The organism is Microvirga sesbaniae, from assembly GCF_025460805.1.
Classification (GTDB): Bacteria; Pseudomonadota; Alphaproteobacteria; order Rhizobiales; family Beijerinckiaceae; genus Microvirga; species Microvirga sesbaniae.
Map to the genome: position 1 here is coordinate 144,810 of NZ_JAMXFJ010000011.1, position 20,394 is coordinate 165,203.

The window sequence follows — 20,394 nt, forward strand, 5'->3', positions numbered from 1 at the left end:
AAGGTCCGGAGTGGGTCACGACCGGTCTACCAGCGTGACTGTTTGAAGGTCGGTTCGTAACCAGATTGCGGACCTTCGGCCACCCAACTCGAAGTGAGTCAGGTCGCGATGAGGTGCTCAATGTTCGTCCGCTGTTGCCCGTGGTGTTACCCAAAGGAAACGATGGCGAGGGGCTACGGCCACAGAAAAACTATAAAATCCTTGCCGGTTAGGGGATTGGAGTGGTGAGCGCGCTGGGACTCGAACCCAGGACCCTCTGTTCAAAAGTCAGAGGTTCTCTGCTCAAGCGATGTTGGGCAACTCGTCTATCCAAAACCGCGCGCTCACGAGAAGCTCACAAAGCAGTGCGGTTGGTTGGAAAGAGGCGCCGTCCCGGCCTTCAGAATGGAATGACCTTCGGTCGGCGCGCAATCAGCGTAGGATCGAACACTTCAACCTGATCAACCCAGTCAGGGATCCCAAGACCTGAGACTCGTGACAGAAGAACATGCCATGGTTCTGTATCGGCATATAGTCGAGGCGATTGCCTTTCCGGGCGACCTCGTGAGTGACGAGGTCGCCCGGAGCATCCTTGAGAGCAGGCTTGGCCGGCATGCTGCGGGAGCGGCATCACCGCCTCGTCGATGGGTCCTCCACCACATAGGAGCGGATCCGGGTCCGTCCGTGGCTGAGATCCCGTCGGCCGGCATCAGATTGCTCCGGAACTCCGGCAGCCCCCTCTTCGCCGCCGGAAGCCGAACGCTCCCCGGTGGTCAGGTTGGCGGCTGATCCGGAGACGACACCCTCGGCCGACACACCGGACCATCCCGCCGTCCGCCAGGAGTCGGCGCGCTCGTCCATGTCGATGGTGCCTTCGTCATCGAGGATGTCGAGCACGCGCTCATACTGCTCATCGCTGGCATCGACCGAGATCAGATAGCCGCCGCGGCTGAGGCCCTCCGCATAGGTGTGCCGGTCTTCGTCCGGCAGAAACCACCCGCCCAAAGCGCCCCAGAACCCTCCTGGCTCGGGGCGTCGGGCTGCGGCGGGATCGTCGGGCGGATCCCGCTCGTCACCAGGCATGAAGCGAATGATGTCGCGGGATACCCCGGCATCCACCAGACGCTCGATCGCATCCTCGGCATCGCTGCGGCTGTCGAAGAAGGCTGTGACCACTTTTCGGGATAATGAAGAACCTGTGGGTATGCTGGACGTCATTGATCTGTTTCCTCCTCGTTGGTGACCAAGCCATCCGAGGCTCACATTCCTGCGGCCAAGGCTTGGTTCGCGGCAAAGGGCCTCCTCAACGTCACGCGGGACGACAAGTTCGGCCCCTTCCCTCGGCTGTTCGATCGGAAGCTCATGGCGGCAGCGGTTACCTTCAGCTCAGGATGCTGCTTGGGCATAGACTTGGCCGGCTTGCAGCGATCTGGTCTATGGCCGACGTGCGTTCATGCAGCAGGTCGGCCCAAAGCTAGGCGGTAGTCTCGGAACACCTACAGGGAAGAGCGGCTGCGACCTGCTACGGCATGGTAGATCACAAGGACAACGATTGCTCCGATGATGGCAACCACCATGCTCCAGAGATTGAAGCCGGTCACGCCGACATGCCCGACGGCATTGAAGATGAAGCCGCCAACCACGGCTCCGACGATGCCGAGCACAATGTCGAGGACAACGCCCTCGCCCGATTTGTTCACGATTTTGCTTGCGATGAAGCCTGCGATGAGGCCGAGAACCAGCCAGCCGATGATCGACATGCCACACTCCCGCACTGTCTCAGAATCAACGGTGACGCTTGAAAAGAGTTCGAGTGGTGCCTTGGAATGCCCCATCCGTCAGCCCATGCGGTGCCGGGCTTAGCCTTGGAGTGTGGCCTGGTCAGGTTGGCTCTCCAGCCTTGAGCTGTCCCTCTCCTGCTTCATCAGTTCCCACTCGGACCGGCAGCAGCCTTCCCAGTCTGATGATGGAGCCGATGCACCATGGCTGCCTCAGCCCCGCTCCGTCGCGCTTCCAACCACCGCCCGCCCAAAATGCGTAAGTGGGGCAGTTTCGGGGCGAGGGACTCCTCCGGGGCGGCATTCATGATTCAATCCAGGCATGAGCGCGCCCGGTGGTTCGGCCAAGCCCCTGTCCCAGAAGGCTCTGCAGCAGGAGGTCGAGCAGTTCCGCCTCGACAACAGCAACCTGCGCCTCGACAACCAGGCCCTGAAGGACGAGATCGCCCGGCTCAAGAACCTGCCGCCGCGCCCGCCCTTCAAGCCATCCGGCATGGAGAAAGCCACCCAGCCGCGCCCCACAGGTCCGGGCCGGCGCCCTGGCCGTGGCGCCAAACGGGATCAGGTCACCCGCGAGGTCACGCTCCCGGTCGAGGCTCCGCCCGGCTCGCGCTTCAAAGGCTACAAGACGGTCATCCGACGGGATCTGATCCTGACCGCGGAGGTGGTGCGCTACAAGCGGGAACGCTGGCTCACGCCCGAGGGCCAGGCCCTCATCGCACCCTTGCCCGCGGGGATCACCGGCGGGTTCGGTCCCGGTGTGCGGCGGTTCTGCCTCGCCCTGCACACGCAAGGTCAGGTGACCACCGAGCGCCTGACCGATCTGCTGAACGGCATCGGCCTGGCGATCTCCAAGCGCGAGGTCGTGCGCCTGCTCACCTCGGATCTGGAGATGTTCGAACAGGAGGACCGCGTGGTCCTGCAGGCGGGCCTGACCTCCTCACCCTACCTCACCGTCGACGATACAGGGGCGCGCCATGCCCGTCGTCCCGCTGTGACCACCCAGATCGGCGGCGAGCGCTTTTGCGTCTTCCGCACCAGCCGATCGAAATCGCGCCTGAACTTCCTGACGCTGCTGCGAGCTGGCTGCGAGGACTACGTCGTCAACGAAGCCGCCCTGGATTATCTGCGGGCGCAATCCATCGAGGCCGCCGTGATCGCCCGGCTGGCGGCGCATCCGGACCAGGTGTTCGGCTCGCAGATGGCGTGGTGGCAGCATCTGCTGCGCTGCTCGATCAACATCTTCGACCGGCCTCTGCTGCAGGCGCTGGACGAGGCCGCCACCTGGGGGGCGCTCCGGCATCACGGGCTGATGGAGACCACCGTCGTGGTCTCCGACGATGCCGGGCAGTTCCGGGTGGCCACGCATGCCCTGTGCTGGGTTCATGCCGAGCGCCACCTGCAGAAGCTGATGCCGGCCTCCCCCAAGCAGGCCCAGGCGGTGGAATTGGTCCGTGAGGCGATCTGGTGCTTCTATCGGAGCCTGAAGCTGTGGAAGCAAAGCCCCTCGCCAGGTGGGGAGCGGGCCTTCCGGTGGCAGTTTGACCGGATCTTTGGCCTGCGCACCGGCTACAAGGAGCTCGACGACTTGCTGGCCCGGCTGGCGCGGAGGAAGAACGAATTGCTGCGGGTGCTCGAGCGTCCCGAGATCCCGCTGCACACCAATGCCTCTGAGAACGACCTGCGCGCCTGGGTGATCAAGCGCAAGATCTCCGGCGGCACGATGAGCGCCGATGGCCGAGTGGCTCGGGATGTGATGCTGGGGCTGTCGAAGACCTGCCGCAAGCTCGGGCTGTCGTTCTTCACCTATCTCGGGGACCGGCTCGGCCTGAACCCAGACCAGCCGAAGATCCCGCCGCTGGCTGACCTCGTGGCCCGAGGAGCCTGAGGCCCGCAATCTGCTCTGCTGACGTTCAGGCGTTATCCGCTCATCAGCCTGCCACGGAGACACATCATGCACGAGGACAGTCCCACCACCCGCACCGCGATGATCCTGATCTTCATGGGGCTGGTGGTTGCCCTGGCCGCCGTGCTGTTTGTGATGATCGCTTACGGCTATGGGGAAACGTCAGGGCCGGGAGGGTTCCCGTCTGCTCAGGTAGACGGTCGGAACTACCAGGCGGCACGGTGATCCATAGATTGAGTCCCGAAGGCCAGTCTGGAGGTATCCCTTGCCCCCTAATCTGCCCCAGTTACCCAAAAGCTAAGCTTTCGTACAGATGCTAAGGTATTGACTTAACAGGAAAGAACAGGATCAATGGAAGCTAAACCGCAATTGACTACGATCTGTCAGACGGTTTTGAGCTATTTTGTCGGGCTGCATCGCAAGCCACTCCATCGGAGCCCTCATAACCGGCGCTCATAGAAGCTCATGGGTGCCCGAGGGGCCTTAGAAGTCCTTATTTTAAGCCATTCTAGCGCGCTTGAGGGAAGCCCAGCCCTCTTTGCGTTGTAAACGAAATCCCTCACCAATCGTCTTCAAACGATCGTTTGTTCACGTCCGGAAGAACTGTACAAGGCTGCTCCCGCAGGGTGATCGTCCGTTGGTCCGGTAAGGATGCGGGTCGAGCAGATGCATAGGCTCCCGCCCTCTGATGATCTTCGCGCCCCATTATAGCGGAACATTGAGGCAAGCAGGGTCTTGCCATTTGGCATCGAAATCGTATTTTATTGCCAAACCTTGGAGGCACCATGACGGCTCTGGTTCGCATCAATACGGCACCCCGTGATTTCGTCCCCGCGCCGATCACCGATGAAGAGGCGGCCGCGATGTTTCGGGCCGCGGTCAACCTGTTCGGTGTTTGGGGTCTGACGGACGATCAGGCTGCCACCCTGCTCGATCTTCCCGTACGAACCTATCGCAGGTGGAAGGCCGGCGAGCTTGGTCGCATCGATCGCGACGGCAAAGCCCGGCTCTCGAACCTGATGGGCATCCATAAGGCTCTCCGCTTGATCTTTCGTGAGCCGCAACGAGGATACAGCTGGATCAAGTCCCCCAACGCGGCGTTCGCCGGGCGGTCGGCCCTTGATGTGATGTTGGCCGGCGATCTGACCGATCTGATGCGCGTGCGCCGCTATCTGGATGCCGAGCGGGGCTCTTGGTGATCGACATCGAGTCCATTCCCGTCAGTGCTGTCCGTTGGGCGGGTGCTGTCAGGATCATCCGAAGCCTATACCCGCCGATCGACCTCTTCGAGGATATCGCGGACCCCGCCGACTGGCCGCTCCTGATCTCGGCCGAGCAGAAGACCAATCCCCGCCTGATGGAAAGCATCGGCAATCTGGATCTCGTTCCGGAGCAGAGACGGATGGCCGGTCCAGGAGCCACCTATCTCATGGCGCCGTTTACCCATGTCAGCGTGGACCGCCCAAGCCGGTTCAGCGATGGCACCTTCGGCGTCCTCTATGCCGGTCGCACGTTCGAGGTCGCTCTGTTCGAGACGATCTACCACCATGCCGGCTTCATGGCGCGGACGAGCGAGCCGGCCGGATGGACATCTCAGTTTCGAGAGATCGTCCTCGACGTGACGGCCCTGCTGCACGATCTCAGGGGCCTTGAGGCCGACCCCGAGGGCATTCTCGACCCGGACCACTACGCGGCAGGACAGGCGCTGGGGTTGCGCCTCCGGACGGCAGGGGCGGATGGGATCGTCTATCCGAGCATCCGCCGTCCAGGGGGCGAATGTGTTGGCCTCCTGTATCCGGATTGCGCGGCAAACCCCGTTCAGGGACGACATCTCGACTATCATTGGAATGGCTCGAGCGTCGATTTCTATCGCGATGCGAGCACGGGCGAAGTGTATCAGATCGTGTGAGATGGGCGTGCATATCCGATGAGGCGTCGCTTGCCCAGGATGGGTTTGAAACGGGGGGCCTCCCTCCTCGAGGAACCGGTTCCACGGATCTTCGGGGCTCACCTGATCGTGTCCAGGTTCTAACGTGCGGCGCCCTGCCCTTTCGAATCGCCTGATCGGCTATGCCCGCGTGTCGACGGACCACCAGGCAACAACGGCGCAGATCGACGAACTGCAGGCCGCCGGCTGTGCGGTCGTTCACCAGGAACACGGCTCGGGTGCATCCCGCGCCCGGCCCGTTCTCTCCCGGATCCTGCGCGAGATTCGGCCTGACGAGGTCGTGTTGGTGGTCCGGTTGGATCGTCTGGCGCGTTCCGTCAGCCATCTCCTGGAGGTCATCGAGGACCTGAAGCGGAAAGGGGCCCATTTCCGCAGCCTGAGAGATCCGATCGACACGTCGACACCTCAGGGCATGTTTTCGCTCCAGGTCCTGGGCGCCGTCGCTCAGCTGGAGCGGTCCCTCATCTCGGAGCGCACCAAGGCGGGTCTCAGAGCTGCGAAAGCCCATGGCAGGCGGCTCGGAAATCCAGGTGTGCGGGAGCGCCGGCCGGAGACGTTGCGCAGGATGTCACGGGCTCGGGAGAAGCTCTATGTCGATCGTCTGATCAACTCCGCCGAGACGTGGCTGCCCACGGTTCGACAGATGCGCCCTGGGCAGAGCTGGGAGGACGTCGCTCAGATCCTCAACAGCAAGGGGCAGTCCCGGGCGGTCGAGAGGTTGCGGCGGGCGGTTCGAACGTTGGTCGGACAGAAGATGGCGGAACCCGCCTTGCTGCAGCGCTCCCTTCGCCGGTCCCCGGACGATCGCTTGATGAGGCTGATCGCCGGGATCGCCATGGCCGACCCTCTCCCTCCGGGGCATCACGACCCAGCTCGAAGCCAGGAAGGAGCAGACCCCGCGTGGCGGCCGGAAGTGGTTGGCATCCTCCGTGAAGTTTCAGTTGGACCGGGGCAAGGAGATCGGCTTCGGAGTGCCGTCTCCCGAGCGACCGCCGAGGTCAATCCGTGATCCGATAGCCGCGACCCTGCTTGCGCTGCAGCCAAGCTTCAAACGCCAGGTTGGTGCGGCAATGGCTTTTGTGCAGTTCGATGATCCGCCGGCAGGTCGTGCCGATACGACCCCACTCCCGGACGAACGCGACGTCTCCGAACAGGCTCGCCTCTATGGAGAGCCGGCAGTAGCGAGCCATGTTCGACGCCGGATTTCGGCGGTGAAGGATGGGTTTCAATGGGGACAATCGCGCATCGAACTGGTATCGCGCGGATCGGGAGCCCGATGTAGTTCAAAGCTTGAATCGGTTCTGCTCTCATGGATTCACGGCCTTGATCGGTCCCGGTTCTCAACAGCTAATCCCGTTGGGAGCTCCCAACCGGCTCGACTCTTAAGTGGTGCTGGGCCGCAACCGGGCGCGCGTCCCCTAACCTGCTGATCCCGAACTTGTCTTTTCGTTCATTGCCCATCATCTCTCGGGCCCAGAGGCACGGTCAATTTAACAAGCTGAAGTCGAGGCGCATTTCTTGGCTCGACGGATCAGACGGCATTCGCGATGCCGGCCACCTCATCCCAGACCTGAAAGGCCTGAGCGCGAGCATGGCGATAACCCGCAGCAATGGTTTTGGTAGGACGGCGGAAGAGGTTGGCTGCCTGATCGTGGACGCAGAGGAAGCGTTGGGCCTGCCCGGCTGACTTGAAGCGCTTCATGATCCGCTCCCGCTTTCGGGTCGGCTGGTGGCTATTCTCCGCTCGATTGTTCAGACCCCGATGCTGCCGCTGTCCGACGCTCGGCATGATCTCGCGCTTGTCCGAGACGTAGCTCTCGAGTTTGTCGGTGATCATCACGCGTGGAGTGATGCCCTGCTTCTTGAGGAGCTTGCGCAACAAGCGCTTAGCGGATTTGGCAGAGCGGCTGCTCTGGACCAGGATGTCGAGCACGACCCCATGTTGATCCACCGCTCGCCACAGCCAATGCTTCCGACCAGAAATGCTGATGACAACCTCGTCGAGATGCCATTTGTCACCAGGAGCCGGCAGGCGCCTGCGGATTAATTGGCAAAATCCTGACCGAACTTCAGCGCCCACTGTCAGACGGTCTCATGGCTGACCAGGATCCCGCGGGCAGCCAGCATCTCCTCCACCATCCGGAGGCTCAGGGGAAAGCGGAAGTACAGCCACACGGCATGGCTGATCACCTCAGCTGGAAAGCGGTGGCGGGCGTAACGAGGATGGCGAGGCGATTTCATCCCTCACCTATGCCCCGATCCGGTCACACCCTGGTTAATTTGACGATGCCCGTTCAAGTCCTGTTTGCCAGGCGCGCGGGCACGATCTCCTGTGCTCCAAGGATCATCGGCTGGTCATGGATGAAACTCATTGCGGCGCCACCGACGGGCGCGGACGTCAACAGCGACGGCAGTTCATTCAGCCACGTGGACGGGGCGTCCTGCGGTGCAAGGGCCATGAGCCGTTCTTCCATGGCTGGAGGAGAGGGGGCCTTTGCGTCAGCGGATGATGGTGTGCAGGTATTTGATCCGGGACACGCCGGTCGCATTGCCTGTGCAGACGCAATCACCCGCTCGAGGCCAGCATAGGCCAGCGCCTCGGGACGGCTGACCTCACCCAGTGAGATGCCGCGGCGCCACAGAGTGGTGAAGGATGGGTGCTGCCCGCCATCGGCATAGGTGGTTCGGATGGCCGCCCTGCCCTCCTCCAGCAACACCGCCATGTGGTCGTCTTCCATGGCCCGGTGGACCACCACCTCTGCTTCGGTCTCTGGGCTCTTAGCCGGTCGGAAGGTGTATCGCCCCGCCGAAACGCTCACCTCCAGTTCTTCCCTGGTGGCCTCGAAGCGGTCGGAGCCCTCCTTGAGTTGACGCCAGAATGCGATGTTCGGATCCAGGCGATGCTGAACGAGGTTTTCCGCCGTCATGCGAAACGGATAGGCTTGCAGCTGGACGGCCTTCTGGCCACCCCTGAACGCCTCCCGCATGAGGGCGTAGATCTCCGCCATTCCCACATCCGTCATGGCATAGCATCCGGCGGAGGAGCAGGTTCCGTGAACCATCAGGGCGGACCCAGTGGCCCCGTGCGCCCGGTCGTAGGCGTTGGGAAATCCCGTGTCGAAGGAGAGATAATGCTTGGACTTCGGGTTCATCTGGGCTGCGGTGACAGCATAGAAGCCTTCCGGCGTCTGCCGGTCGCCCTCCTTCTGCTTGGGACCGAGTTGGCCCGACCAGCGGCAGATCGGGAATATTTTGAGGCGAACATACAGGCCGCTGGTGCTGCGCTTCCAGACTTCGAGCTCCGCCTCCTTTTTGTAGATGCGGATTAGCATCGGTTCCGCGGGAGTGGTGTTGCTCCCTTTCATCAGGGTCATCGTTGCTGGCGGGATGGGAGTTTCGTGCTTCGGATATAAGGGCGCAGCCTCCGCGACATGTCCCATCAGGGCAGCGGCTATGAGAGCCAGGACAGGCAGATGTGACCATCTGAGCATGGAGATCATAGGCGGCTTTCGGTTGCTGGGTGCGAAGGGCTCTTATGGCGTTTGTAACGGGTTGAGACTGCCATTTGCAGAAAATTGCGGCAACAAACGGCTTGCCTCAATCCCAGAGCTCCGTGAAGCGGGTACCGCGAACGGCCCTCTGGCGCCGTAACATCACTCAGTGTCACATTCCATGTTTGGCGGGTGATCCGATTAGATGCAGCCGATACTTGTCCCCTCGGTGCCACCGGAAGACCTCGCCCAGCCTTCGGCAGCTTCGGGAGCCGGTGACATGAGCTACGATGACCGGGTCGGATCGGTCAGCGGTTCGGCTAGGTCATGGCCATGAGATCCAGGATCCGGGGGTGGCCCGCCCGGTTGCCGCTCGATCATGCGATGCACGCGCGGCCGACCTGGCCCCTGATGAAGGTCCCGGAGCCGTTCTCCCACGGTAGCATCGGCCTGCGTGATACGTTGGTTGTGCCGCACGTAGTCCAGCCACGTCGGACTATGGTAGCGCTCGAGCCAGACCTCGGGGTTTTCCAGATCCCGCAGCAGCGTCCAATGACGCGCGCCGTCCCGACGGCGGATCCGTCGCCGCTCCGCCATCACGGCGAGAAAGGCCGCGATATCTGTTTCCCGGATCATGTATTCGATTGTGATCACGACTGGGCCGCTGCGTGGGAGGATATCGACGGCAAGATCAGGCTCCGTCCAGCGGTTGAGCGGATCAAGGTTCAGTGTCTTCATCTCAGGCAAGGGCAGCCGCAGGCCAAGGACCGCTCCGGCCACCAGCACCCCCGCGGCGATCAGAAGAGCGTCCGACGTCCCGAACCGGGCGGCCGCCACGCCCCAGATCCAGCTGCCGAAGGCCATGCCGCCGAAGGTTGCCATCTGGTAGAGGGCTAAGGCGCGCCCGACCACCCAGCGGGGCGAGGACAACTGCACGGTGGCATTGAAGCTCGAGAGCGCCAGCACCCAGCTCGCCCCACCAAGGGCCATCGCAACGATCGTCACAAGCGTGAAAGGGCTCAATCCAGCGACTGAAGCGCAGACGGCAAAGCTGATGAAGGCGATGCGTACCAGCGCCTCAAGCGACAGGGCCTGCCTGAGGCGCGCGCTGAGAAGGGCGCCGCCGACGGCCCCGGCGCCAAAGCCACCAAGCAGCAGGCCATAGGTGAGCGGACCGCCCTGGATCAGGTCGCGGGCAACGAGCGGCATCAGGGCCTGGACGGCGATGGCCGCGACACCGAAGGCCGCTCCCCGCAAGAGCACCACGCTGAGATTGGGCGACATGGCGATATAGCGGATTCCCGCTGCCATGGCCGATCCGAGGGCTTCAGGGGGTAAGGTTCGCGGCGGCCGCACAAGCCGCCAGCGTGCCAGAACGACAATCAGTCCGAGATAGCTGATCGCATTGACGGCAAAGGCGGCGAAGGCGCCGACCGTTGCGACGATGATGCCGCCGAGGGCCGGCCCGAGGCTGCGGGCGATGTTGAAACCCATGCTGTTGAGGGCGATCGCGGCCGGCAGATCAGCGCGGGGCACCATCTCGCCCACCAGCGACTGCCAGGCGGGCCCATTGAAGGCCGTGCCGCAGCCGACGAGAAAAGTGAACCCAAGCAGAAGCCACGGCGTCACGAGGCCATAATAGGTACACAAGGTCAGTGCTACTGACACGGCCAACAGGAAGAGTTGCGAGACGAGCATGAGCTGCCGACGATCGAAATTGTCGGCGATGGCGCCGGCCATGAGTGAGAACAGCATGATCGGCAGCGTCGTCGAGGCCTGCACCAGGGCGATGAGGTCGGCCGACGCGCCGATGGAGGTCATCAGCCAGGCCGCACCGACCGACTGGATCAATCCGCCGAAGTTGGAGGCCAAGCTGGCGATCCAGACAGCCAGGAAGATGCGATGCTGGAAGGGCGATAAGGAGGATATCCGCCTGGGCGGGACGTCAGCATCTTTTGGTGGCATGGAGAACCCGATGTGAGATGAGGGCCGGGGCCAGCCCGTGGGTGGCCAAGCAGGGCCAACGGCGTCGCCCGTTAGCGTGTATATCAGGTTTTGGAGAGCGATAATGCGCCGGCACTGGCGGTTGCCGTAGCAATTGCCCACCTGACCAGACTAGAACCGATCCCTCCCTTGATGGGGATTGGACTTCAGGTTGCTGCAATCGGCTCGGGACATGGACCGTGTGAAGCGGCCATCCAACGCCGCGTTCCATGCGGAACAATGGACCGTCTTCGTTGGAGTCTGGATGTTGCAGGCTTCCTTAAGGTTATGATCGGCCGCAAGCTGGGGTTGGTCGCCGATCTCGGGAACAGCCTCGGTCTGAAACGCAGATCAGCCGAGGATCCACCTCTCGCCAGTCTCGTGACCTGAGGAGGCTAACGTCCGCCCCGAGATGCCTCGCGTACCTGGAAGAATCCAACGCTCCGGAGGCGATAAATTACTGATAGAAAGCAACCATGAGCAGTAAAGGAAGCAAAACTTGGACTCATTACGGATTGCCATAAGTTAGGTTGCTAGGCGGCATTGATATCGATACCAATGCGGTTCTGAGGCTTTGGGGCAACTTTGACCGCAGTTTGGGTTCCTTCCCGCCTGGATCTGCGCCATGCGACGGCTTTTCGCGGCGACCAAGGCCGTGCCCGAGCAAGACCCGTCATTGGTGTCGATCCCAGGGCCGCACGTGAACCGCAGCAGGAATCGGGGCGGGGCCAATGCCTTGGCAAAGGGACCATCTCCGTCAGGAGGAAACCTCAGGGCGGCCTCCACCGGCTGGTGGGCGTTGGCCACGTCAGGATCCGGGGCAGCCAAAGCGCCCTTCCCCTCCGCTTTCGGACTCGCACGACCGATTACCGATCCATCTTGTCTCAATGCTCCATCGGGAACCCACCTTGCGCTGGCCGGCCTGTCCAGAAGGGGAGGCAGATCATCTCCAGGCCTTGTTCTGTATTCATTTTTGATTATGTTGAAGACATCGCAGTCCAAGGAGGCCCCTTAATGTCTCGCACCACGACAATGACAGTCCGACTCAGTGGAGCATTGAGCGAGTTCGTCGCGGCCAATGTCGGCGAGACCGGATCCTACGAGAATGTCAGTGAGTACGTCCGCGATTTGATCCGCCGCGACAAGGAGCGGGTCGAGCACGAAGCCTTCGAGCGGCTGAAAGCGGAGCTGGCACGGGCCTTTGCCGCTCCCGAAGCCTCCTACCAAGCGCTCACGGCTACCGACGTCATCGCACGCAACAAAGCGTAGTGCGGCATGGCCTCGGTCCGGGTCCAGGAGGCGGCCTCTCATCGCCTCGACGAAATCTACCGCTACACACGCGACCAATGGGGGGCAGAACAGGCTGAGCGGTATATCACCGGACTGTTTGCCGCCTTTGCCAAGATTGACACGCACGAGGTGCTCTCTCGCCCGATTCCGGCCGAGTTTGGGCTTGACGGTTATTTCTTCCGATATGAACGGCACTTCGTTTACTGGCGCAAGCTCAGCAATGGCGACATCGGCATCGTGACAATCCTGCATGAGCGCATGCATCAGATTGATCGATTTCGGGACGACTTTGGATTGTAGACCCTTCGCGTCAGCGCGGCCTGTTTAGCTTACCGGTGTCTGACCTTCCCTGGCAGGCTCCGATGACAAAAGCCGAGCGCCTCATGACGGTTGTGTTCACGAAAGGTCTGGTGACCTTGCCCAAATCGATCCGGCAGCGCCGGCACTGGGCGGCCGGAACCCGGCTGGTCGTCGAGGAGACGCCGGAAGGTGTCCTGCTGAAAGCAGCCCTGTCTTTGCCGCGACCCGGCCAGAGGCCGTATTCGGCTCCCCGCCCTCTCAGGGTCCGCCCAAGACCCTCGAGGACATGGACGCCAGCATCGTGGCCGAGGCCAAGCGGCGCCATGCTCGCGATTGATACCAATCTGATCGCTCGCTACCAGACGAGCGATCATCCTGAGCAATCGCCGCAGGCAAGAGCCACTTGGTGAAGGCGGCGGGATGTACCGCCTTCGTCGGCTTCGACCGGCGCTTTGCCAAAGCCGCCAACCGGGTCAGCGAGGTGAAGGTCCGGACGCCGTAAGGACCCTGGCCGGTGTCTCAGACGAGGCCACGCGGGCAACCTTCCGCCACAATCCCAAGCGCCCGGACGGTGCGGTCGCCCCTTGCGGCATGTTATGACCCGCCCATGCTCGAGCCTTACCTGCGCCAATGGGGCCTGGTCGCCACCGGAGACCTCATCGTCGCGCAGACCAGCCAGCTTCTGCTAGTCCTGTCCCAAGGGCAACCGGCGATGGAAGGTCACGGACCCCGAAGACGAGACGCACGGACGCCTGCTCATGCGCTGGTGGGCGGGGAGGGAGCCGCTCGGGTGCTTCCTCATGATCGTTCAGTATCCCGAGAGGTCGCCGACCCCGGGAGCTCGTCGCAAAAATCTCGAGGGCTCTCGTGATGATCAAGATGGATAACTGATGCCGCAAGTTCTCCGGGGCTTAGACGCTTCGAATGAAGAGCTAGGCGGATGCCGCTTTCGGGCAGATATATACGAGGCCATGGCCGAAGTGGCTCTGATGGGCACACCCTTCGCTTCGGGCATCCTTTGAATCTCAGAGAGCCCGGGTGCTTCGCAATCAGGGCTTTCCCTTTGGGCGTGGATTTCGCCCTTTCTTTTGAATCTGTCTCATTGGTGGGCGAACAAATTTTCGCACCCTCTCCATGCTGAGCAACGCGTTGAGCCTCATCTTTTTGAACAGGGTGGGCCTCAACCAAATTGGTCAGGTAGATCGTTGTCCGCCCAAGCCGATCCGGGCTGGAGCGAACCAGGAAACCAGCTTGCTCGAGTTGACGGTAATGGTTCTGGATGGTCCTCGGAGACACGCCGAGGTCGGCTGCCAGCCACGAAGTGCATGTCTGCAATTGCTTGTACCGGCCGCAACGGGAGATCAGGTACACCAGGGTCGTCACCGCTCCGGTGCTCAGACTGGGATGAACCAACACATCGATACTGAACCGCCGAACGTACCGACTGAAGGAGCAACGGCGCCGAGACAGACGTTTCCGACGTGTCACTGCAGGAACTCGAGGACGCCGCAGCTTGGGGCTAGCTTCCCGCTCCGGGAGCTCGAAGAACGCCACGACCTGATCCCTCGTCCAGCGACCCTCGTGGATGCCCTGTTCCGCGACTACCGCTTGCTGAGGATGGGACACCCTCCCCATAACCTGCAGAAGTTCAAACGCGCTACTCATAGCCAGCCTCATCCTGAAACCGGCCAATAAAGGCTAACCATATGGTTTTGCTGTCAAATTTCTCAGCCAAAGCCGGTAGGTTTGAGTCGCGTGCTCAGTAGGTATGACGCGCGACCTCGGTAGGTTTGACTCACGACCTTAGTAGGTCTGAGTCGCACCCCTCCCTATGCGCGATCCAAACCTACTGACCGAACTGCCAGATTCGGTAGGTTTGACCCGCACGTTTGGGAGACCGAGCTTGATCCCCTGCCCCAGCCCCCTGTCTGGGAGGTTTGAGTCGCGATCGCCTCCCTCGTGAGATGGTCTGAACGGCACTTAGGACTGCAACCACCCCCTTTCCATCAGCCAGTAGGTTTGGATCGCACTTGGAGTGTCGGCTTGAAATTGGAGACTCCCAACCGCTTATGATCAGGCCCTCGAATCGCCTACGGAGGGGTCTCTCGAACGTTTGAGAGTCCCGTAAGCGCGACCCAGACCTACTACAAACGCGATCCAAACCTACCGGATGTGCGCCTCAGACCCACCGTGCGCCGCAACAAATGCAGATGCTTGGGCAATTTAGCATTGTGTGATTTGAAGTCCTAAGTACCTTGACCTGCGAGGAGACCCAGCATGTCGAAGGCTCTGAAGCCCAGGACGATCATCCACGAAAGCTTGCAAGGCGAGTTGTGGGTGGTAGAAGAACCTGGAATCACTAATACGATCTCCTTATGGGACGTGGCTCCCCGTTCTATCCCCTCGCGCGCCTCCGACGATCTCAAGGACGGGAAATATCTGAAGACCTTGGAGCGGACATTTACGCTCGCGGGCAAAGTCTATCAGGTCACTCTCAAGCCAGCTCGTATCAAGGACAAGAACGGCAAAGAAGGCGAGCAGTACCCTGGCGAGCGCGAGCGGCTAGTCGAATGGGTTATCCGCCGCATCGCCGCAATGCGTAACCGGATCAGCCTCAGCGCTAAGGATGAGGTGAATGTTTCGTTCAGCATTAACGAGGTAAAGACCGAGCTCGCCCGAACCGGTCACACGTACAGCTACTACGAGATCGTCGAGGCACTCACCATCCTGCACCAGTCCACCGTCGAAATCATTCGAACTGATGTCGGGGATGATGGTGAGATCCACGAACGCGTGATCTCGAGCGCTGCCTTCCCCCAACTTGCATTCGCCAATAGGGGCAAGGAGCGGGCCAAATCGACGGTTCAGTTTAATTGGCTCGTCTCGCAGGCCATGATGCATCTAGACTTCCGTCAGATGAACTACGAAGCTGTCATGAAGATGCGTGGACCAATCGAACGTTGGATTTACATGCGGCTCAATCACGATGTGCTTTATCATCGCATGAGCCCGCACATGCACGTGATCTATGCCCGCGAGGTCATTGATGGATCGGCCCTTTCAACCAAGCGTCTGCGTGACGCAATGCGCCGCATCACGGAGGGCATGGAGAACCTCAAAGCTGACGGCGTTATCAGGGATCTTCAATGCGACGACATCGCCGAGGGCAAGCGCAAGGTCGATATAAAGTATACAATCACAGTCTCTGACACCTTCGTTGAGGAAACATCGCGTTCCTTGCGTCGCGCCAACGAGAATATTGCAGATTATCGAGCGGTTGTTGGCAGTGATCCGAATGGTTTCGTCCCTTCCGATCCGATCAAGAAGGAGAAACTTCGCCGCATTCGCACAAAGCGCTTGGCCGATCACAATGTCATTGAGCGTCTTCTCTAACGTACGCACTCAGGTCCCTCGAAGTGCAGCTAGTGTCCATTACAGAAGCGGAGAATGTTAGGTTTCGCCCAAGTTACTGAAACGGGGTTAACTGACACTCTGACGCTCCCATGGAATGCTCGCTGAGAACGCATCCGCATTCAGGCGAAAGAGCACCGCCCCAACCCATGAGGTACCAACGCTGTTGTGAGTAAACGCAGTGCATGGCAAACTTGGGAGTTGATGAACCTGCTTCATAACGTGCTTTTCGCCATCCAGCGGGACGAGACCAGCTCTGCCGAAGAGTTGCGAGCGTTCGCCGGTCAAATCCTTGACCGGACCCGGTTCTCCAGACAGTAGCAGCCAAAATAATCCTGTGGGTTTCGGTCGGCGAGAATCTTTGCGAAGCGGCTGGTAACCCCAGTCAGCTATCCAATCTCCGCAGTCATACAGGAACCTTCCGCCGACTGCCGGATACGAGAATGTTTCGCTACCTCTGGAGACACAAGGCGTTCAGCTCCGTTCTGCTCCTCCTGTTCGGGGCCGGCTTGTGCCTAAAGCCGATCGCCGCCTGGTGCGGGTTGGCGCTACTGCTCTTCTTGCGCTTGACCAAGGTCCATTCCGTCCTGCTCATCTATGACCTGACAGACCGGGCGGTCCTGAAGCATGTCAGGACGTTGGCAACCAAACGCGCCCATATGCTCTCACCTGACGAATATGGGAATGTCTCTGAAGACGCCTGGGATAAGCACCTCAACAGCTTCATCAAGAAGACGCTCGTGCCGCAGTTCCAGCGCAGGAAGGTCGACCATCTTCTCGCCAAGAATCCGAAGCGGTACGTCGCCCGCCTGAGGACACGCATTAACCGGATCATCGACCGGCACCAACCACCCGAGCCGGCAGTCGTACTTGAAGACACGATGACCGGCAGGGAGTTTGAACTCTACTGCCGCGATGTCCTCCAGGACGCCGGATGGCGTGCCGCGCTGACGCCCGGATCAGGCGATCAAGGCGCCGACATCATTGCCGAAAAGGAAGATCGGCGGGTTGTGATCCAATGCAAATTCTACAACGGCACTGTCGGCAACAAGGCCGTTCAGGAAGCCTATGCCGCAGCCGCCTTTCAGGATGCACCCTACGCTGTCGTGGTGACCAACTCGGTCTTCACCAAGTCGGCTCATCAGCTCGCGCACAAGAACGGCGTTCTGCTGATGCACCATTCTGATCTGCCGCGGCTTGAGCTGATCGTGACCAGCGGGGCAGGCTCCCGCTGATACAAGATTCCACTTAGCCGTCGGAGACCTTGAGAAAGTCGTCGATCGACAACTGCGCAGGACTGGCCGACTTCGTCCGTGGCTTTTTCGGCGCTTCTTCGACACCTGCGGCCACCGGCTGCTTGCGCGGGATCGGCGTATCCTCAGACTGCATGCACCTCATCCGGGCTTTCGCCTTGTCTCGCGCCTGAGCCTCCTCAGATTGTGGATCTTCAGTCAGCCACTTTCCGCGCTTGATCACCTCGTTCACGCGACCCTGGTTGATCCCGAGCTGGAAGGCGATCTCCTGCTGGGTCATGTCAGTGGTGCTATGAAGCTCAAGAATCTTGCGGGCGAGCTCCGGCGTCATCTTGCGCCCCGAGACGCGACGGGCCGGAGCGACTGACCGGGTCTTCTTCTCCTCCTTGCGCATTTTCTCCAGGATGGCCAGGGCCATATTCATGCCTTGGGCGCGCAGGGCTTCTTCGAATTGCTTCAGCGTAGCCAAAAGAGAGACTCCTGAACTCCTGCCCCGATGCGATCACATCGGTTCAGACTGACTTTTGAACGACGAAGAGATGGTGAGACGGTCTGTCAGCCCCGCACGACTATCCGGATAGGCCAGCCGAATTAAGCCGACCTGAACCAGAATAGAGTCCATGATTCGCGTTTTTCAAGCTCGGCTATTCCAATTGGGTGTTGATTTGTTCCTTCGGTCGGGCATTCTCGCCTGCCTTACATCCTCGCTGGGCGCAAAATACCACTGCTAGAAACAAACCGACTGGATCCAACAACCAATTGGCCTCGGGAGCACAGCGTATGGGTGAGAGAGGGATGTGAGCCTCTCACACCTCTCCCGGGAACGAAGCTCATTCTCCGGTGCCAAGCCGGCGCACTCACCCTCAGCGCAACCGTTAGGTGGTATTGACCCCGCGATATCTGACACCCAGTTTATCGTCCTCAACTAACGGTATAAACCCTGTGAGCAGGGCCGCAAGTGATGCCACTATGCCTGATGCGCCTTATGGAAGTGCCTTGTCCCACTCGACGTGAGGCCTGCGGCAGGTGGCAGATGAGCGTCAGGGGGCTTCCAGTGCGGTGTCGATCAAGCGTCGGATCTCCGCCCATGGCGGTGCACTCGGGACAACTAAGTCAAAATGCCCAGCATCAGGGATATCCACAAAGCGGACGCTGCCAGCCTTGTCCTGTCGAGGGCGGGCTTAATCACGCGCCACATAAGGTGGCACGAGCCGATCAAGCACGCCGCTCACCATCACTGTGGTAGCATCCGGTGCTGGAAGAACTGCAGGTGAGACTTCCGCCAGTCGATCCGGAGGTGCCAAGATCTTGAGGATCCCGTTGCCACAGTGCAGCGGGATAGACTTGGCAAAGCTCTTGAGATCGCCCACTCCGGCCAGGCTGATCGCCGCCCTGGGCATGAACGGGGACGACACGTGCAAGGGGCTTGCCGTCGGAAGCCCCTTGCGGGCCGCAGCCCAGACAGCCAAGTGCCCGCCGGCCGAATGCCCGACCAAAACCGTGCGCGACAGATCCAGGTGGTACGCCGATGCATCATCGCGCAGGCGGTCGATTGCGGCGCCGATATCCTGGAAGGTGCCGGGATAGCCGCCTCCTGCTTCGTTGGCCCGGCGGTACCCGACACTCCAGACCGCAATCCCCCTTTCCGCCAGATCGGCTCCGAGATGGCGCAGTTGTTCCCGGCCTGAGGTCGCGGTGCTCCAGCAGCCGCCGTGGATCAGGATCGCCACAGGATGCGGTCCTGGCCCCGTCGGAAGAAAGATGTCGACCCCTTGAACAGGCTCGGCGCCGTAGCGAACCTGCAACGTTGGTTCCGGCCTCGCGAGAGCAATAAAGGCTGACAATTCCACCGGATCAGCGGCCGAAGCCGTGCTGTCCATGAGCGATGTCAGCAGAGCAAGGGTGGCACAGCGTCTCATCACGATCTCCAGGATTCCGACCAGTGCGGTAGCGACCGTCAATAAGCGATTGCCCGCGCCTTATTCAGGTAGCTGTTTTCGGTCGCTTGTCGCAGCAGGAAGTCAGCGACATCGGCCCGCGCGATGTGACTGCTCTTAGCGGGTAAGCCATCGACAGCGGCCCGGTACTGCCCAGTCCACGAACCATTGGTCAGCGGCAGGGGACGGACAGCGATCCACTCCGGTGCATGGTTCTGGATTTCCTCCAGCGCCCGCCGATGATCGGCCAGTGTGTGACGGATGACGCGTTTGGCAAGAAACAGGAGCGCTGCTCCCCGCAGATCCTGCGCCGTCTCGCCGAGGACACCGAAGTTCCACAGGTAAACGAGCCGCCGCACCTGGTGTGCCTGCATCGCGCGCACGATATTGCGGGCAGCCGTGGAATAGAGGGTTGTCGGTCCTCTCGATTTATCGCCGATGGTGCAAAACACCACGTCTTGGCCTGCGAGTGCGCGGGTCACCGAATCCGCGTCCAGAACATCGTAGGGGACAACATGAAGCCGATCATGGTGAATGTCGACTGCAGCGGGATTGCGGATGGCTGCTGTGACGTGGTGGTGTTGTGCAAGAGCACGCTCAAGAAGGCAGCGCCCTACTCCCCGGCTCGTGCCGATGATCAGAACCTTCACCGATCGCCTTCCTTGCCTCATCCGAGTGCCGGTACTCCGGGCGGCCGGACTGGGCTGGTCTACTACCGCCTGCGTGGGGCACCGAAAATGTACTACTCGGCGTACTCGCAAGACTCCATCGCGGAAGCAGCGGCAACTCTCAAAGACCATGCGAAGGCCGGTCGAGCAGCATGGTGCATCTTCGACAATACGGCTGCTTTCGCGGCCACTGGCAATGCGCTGAACACTTTGAGGATTCTTCAGTCTTAGACACCTGACGATCGTTAGTTCGCCGCGGGCGACTTTCCGCGCGGTCGCAGCATTGCTTGGCGCACGATCGTTGATAGTTTGAAAGGAGATGGAAGAGCGATCACGTCCTTCCATTATTGTTTTGTAGCGGACCCCCAGCTTGCGGCAAGCCCCCGGTCATGTCGCATAAACGCTGCCCTCGATCAAACACGAGGGAGCCGTAACGATGCGTGTGCTGTT

At 60.9% G+C, this 20,394-nt stretch carries 16 protein-coding genes, 1 tRNA gene and 4 pseudogenes; 10 read left to right on the forward strand and 11 right to left on the reverse strand.

Going from position 1 to position 20,394, the window contains the following annotated elements; genetic code table 11:
* Positions 1–222 precede the first annotated feature (222 nt).
* The 3 genes from OCW50_RS16755 to OCW50_RS16765 all read right to left on the reverse strand — a co-directional run bounded on the left by OCW50_RS16755 (position 223) and on the right by OCW50_RS16765 (position 1,739).
* Positions 223–325, reverse strand: a tRNA-Lys gene (locus OCW50_RS16755).
* 284 nt (positions 326–609) lie between these two features.
* Positions 610–1,197 (reverse strand): hypothetical protein, encoded by a 588-nt coding sequence (locus tag OCW50_RS16760; protein ID WP_262298315.1) that lies wholly within the window; start codon positions 1,195–1,197, stop codon positions 610–612.
* A 278-nt stretch (positions 1,198–1,475) separates the two neighbouring features.
* Positions 1,476–1,739: a GlsB/YeaQ/YmgE family stress response membrane protein gene (locus OCW50_RS16765; RefSeq protein WP_262298316.1), complete on the reverse strand. Its 264-nt coding sequence runs from the start codon at positions 1,737–1,739 to the stop codon at positions 1,476–1,478.
* A gap of 340 nt (positions 1,740–2,079) precedes the next feature.
* Between OCW50_RS16765 and OCW50_RS16770 the strand changes: the two genes are divergently transcribed.
* From OCW50_RS16770 to OCW50_RS16790, 5 genes and pseudogenes are all read left to right on the forward strand, one after another.
* On the forward strand, positions 2,080–3,645 hold the full coding sequence (locus tag OCW50_RS16770) for an IS66 family transposase (RefSeq protein ID WP_262298317.1): 1,566 nt from the start codon (positions 2,080–2,082) through the stop codon (positions 3,643–3,645).
* A gap of 66 nt (positions 3,646–3,711) precedes the next feature.
* Positions 3,712–3,888 carry a hypothetical protein gene (locus OCW50_RS16775; RefSeq protein ID WP_262298318.1) on the forward strand — a complete coding sequence of 59 codons (177 nt, stop codon included), beginning with the start codon at positions 3,712–3,714 and terminating at the stop codon, positions 3,886–3,888.
* A gap of 560 nt (positions 3,889–4,448) precedes the next feature.
* Positions 4,449–4,862, forward strand: a complete 414-nt coding sequence (locus tag OCW50_RS16780; RefSeq protein WP_262298319.1) for an MbcA/ParS/Xre antitoxin family protein — start codon at positions 4,449–4,451, stop codon at positions 4,860–4,862.
* A complete protein-coding gene (locus OCW50_RS16785) occupies positions 4,856–5,572 on the forward strand; it encodes an RES family NAD+ phosphorylase (protein WP_373371441.1) in 717 nt (238 codons plus the stop codon). The genes OCW50_RS16780 and OCW50_RS16785 overlap by 7 nt, the downstream gene beginning before the upstream one ends.
* 124 nt (positions 5,573–5,696) lie before the next feature.
* Positions 5,697–6,576, forward strand: a pseudogene (locus OCW50_RS16790) (recombinase family protein); the annotation flags it as partial.
* Positions 6,577–6,609: 33 nt separating this feature from the next.
* On the opposite strand, the gene OCW50_RS16795 reads toward OCW50_RS16790, so the two are convergent.
* From OCW50_RS16795 to OCW50_RS16810, 5 genes and pseudogenes are all read right to left on the reverse strand, one after another.
* Positions 6,610–6,801 carry a WGR domain-containing protein gene (locus tag OCW50_RS16795; RefSeq protein ID WP_373371442.1) on the reverse strand — a complete coding sequence of 64 codons (192 nt, stop codon included), beginning with the start codon at positions 6,799–6,801 and terminating at the stop codon, positions 6,610–6,612.
* A 341-nt stretch (positions 6,802–7,142) separates the two neighbouring features.
* Positions 7,143–7,852, reverse strand: a pseudogene (locus OCW50_RS16800) (IS6 family transposase).
* Between the two features lie 53 nt (positions 7,853–7,905).
* Positions 7,906–8,619, reverse strand: coding sequence for a hypothetical protein (locus tag OCW50_RS33425; RefSeq protein WP_373371448.1), 714 nt, complete (start codon positions 8,617–8,619; stop codon positions 7,906–7,908).
* Positions 8,620–8,652: 33 nt separating this feature from the next.
* Positions 8,653–9,111 (reverse strand): annotated as a pseudogene (locus OCW50_RS33430) (L,D-transpeptidase family protein); the annotation flags it as partial.
* 276 nt (positions 9,112–9,387) lie between these two features.
* Complete coding sequence (locus OCW50_RS16810; RefSeq protein ID WP_262298322.1) at positions 9,388–11,067, reverse strand: MFS transporter; 1,680 nt, start codon at positions 11,065–11,067, stop codon at positions 9,388–9,390.
* 1,032 nt (positions 11,068–12,099) lie between these two features.
* On the opposite strand from OCW50_RS16810, the gene OCW50_RS16815 reads away from it, so the two are divergent.
* The 5 genes and pseudogenes from OCW50_RS16815 to OCW50_RS16835 all read left to right on the forward strand — a co-directional run bounded on the left by OCW50_RS16815 (position 12,100) and on the right by OCW50_RS16835 (position 17,321).
* Complete coding sequence (locus OCW50_RS16815; protein WP_262298323.1) at positions 12,100–12,354, forward strand: ribbon-helix-helix domain-containing protein; 255 nt, start codon at positions 12,100–12,102, stop codon at positions 12,352–12,354.
* A 6-nt stretch (positions 12,355–12,360) separates the two neighbouring features.
* Positions 12,361–12,675, forward strand: a complete 315-nt coding sequence (locus OCW50_RS16820) for a type II toxin-antitoxin system RelE/ParE family toxin (RefSeq protein WP_262298324.1) — start codon at positions 12,361–12,363, stop codon at positions 12,673–12,675.
* A gap of 62 nt (positions 12,676–12,737) precedes the next feature.
* A pseudogene (locus tag OCW50_RS16825) lies at positions 12,738–13,012 on the forward strand (AbrB/MazE/SpoVT family DNA-binding domain-containing protein).
* Positions 13,013–14,952: 1,940 nt separating this feature from the next.
* Positions 14,953–16,068, forward strand: coding sequence for a hypothetical protein (locus OCW50_RS16830; protein WP_262298325.1), 1,116 nt, complete (start codon positions 14,953–14,955; stop codon positions 16,066–16,068).
* Positions 16,069–16,529: 461 nt separating this feature from the next.
* Positions 16,530–17,321 carry a restriction endonuclease gene (locus OCW50_RS16835; protein ID WP_262298326.1) on the forward strand — a complete coding sequence of 264 codons (792 nt, stop codon included), beginning with the start codon at positions 16,530–16,532 and terminating at the stop codon, positions 17,319–17,321.
* Between the two features lie 13 nt (positions 17,322–17,334).
* Here the strand turns inward: OCW50_RS16835 and OCW50_RS16840 are convergent, their stop codons facing one another.
* The 3 genes from OCW50_RS16840 to OCW50_RS16850 all read right to left on the reverse strand — a co-directional run bounded on the left by OCW50_RS16840 (position 17,335) and on the right by OCW50_RS16850 (position 19,926).
* Positions 17,335–17,808 carry a sigma factor-like helix-turn-helix DNA-binding protein gene (locus OCW50_RS16840; RefSeq protein WP_262298327.1) on the reverse strand — a complete coding sequence of 158 codons (474 nt, stop codon included), beginning with the start codon at positions 17,806–17,808 and terminating at the stop codon, positions 17,335–17,337.
* A 712-nt stretch (positions 17,809–18,520) separates the two neighbouring features.
* On the reverse strand, positions 18,521–19,258 hold the full coding sequence (locus tag OCW50_RS16845; protein ID WP_315974442.1) for an alpha/beta hydrolase: 738 nt from the start codon (positions 19,256–19,258) through the stop codon (positions 18,521–18,523).
* A 38-nt stretch (positions 19,259–19,296) separates the two neighbouring features.
* Positions 19,297–19,926, reverse strand: a complete 630-nt coding sequence (locus OCW50_RS16850) for an NAD(P)-dependent oxidoreductase (protein ID WP_506323699.1) — start codon at positions 19,924–19,926, stop codon at positions 19,297–19,299.
* Positions 19,927–20,394: the final 468 nt, after the last annotated feature.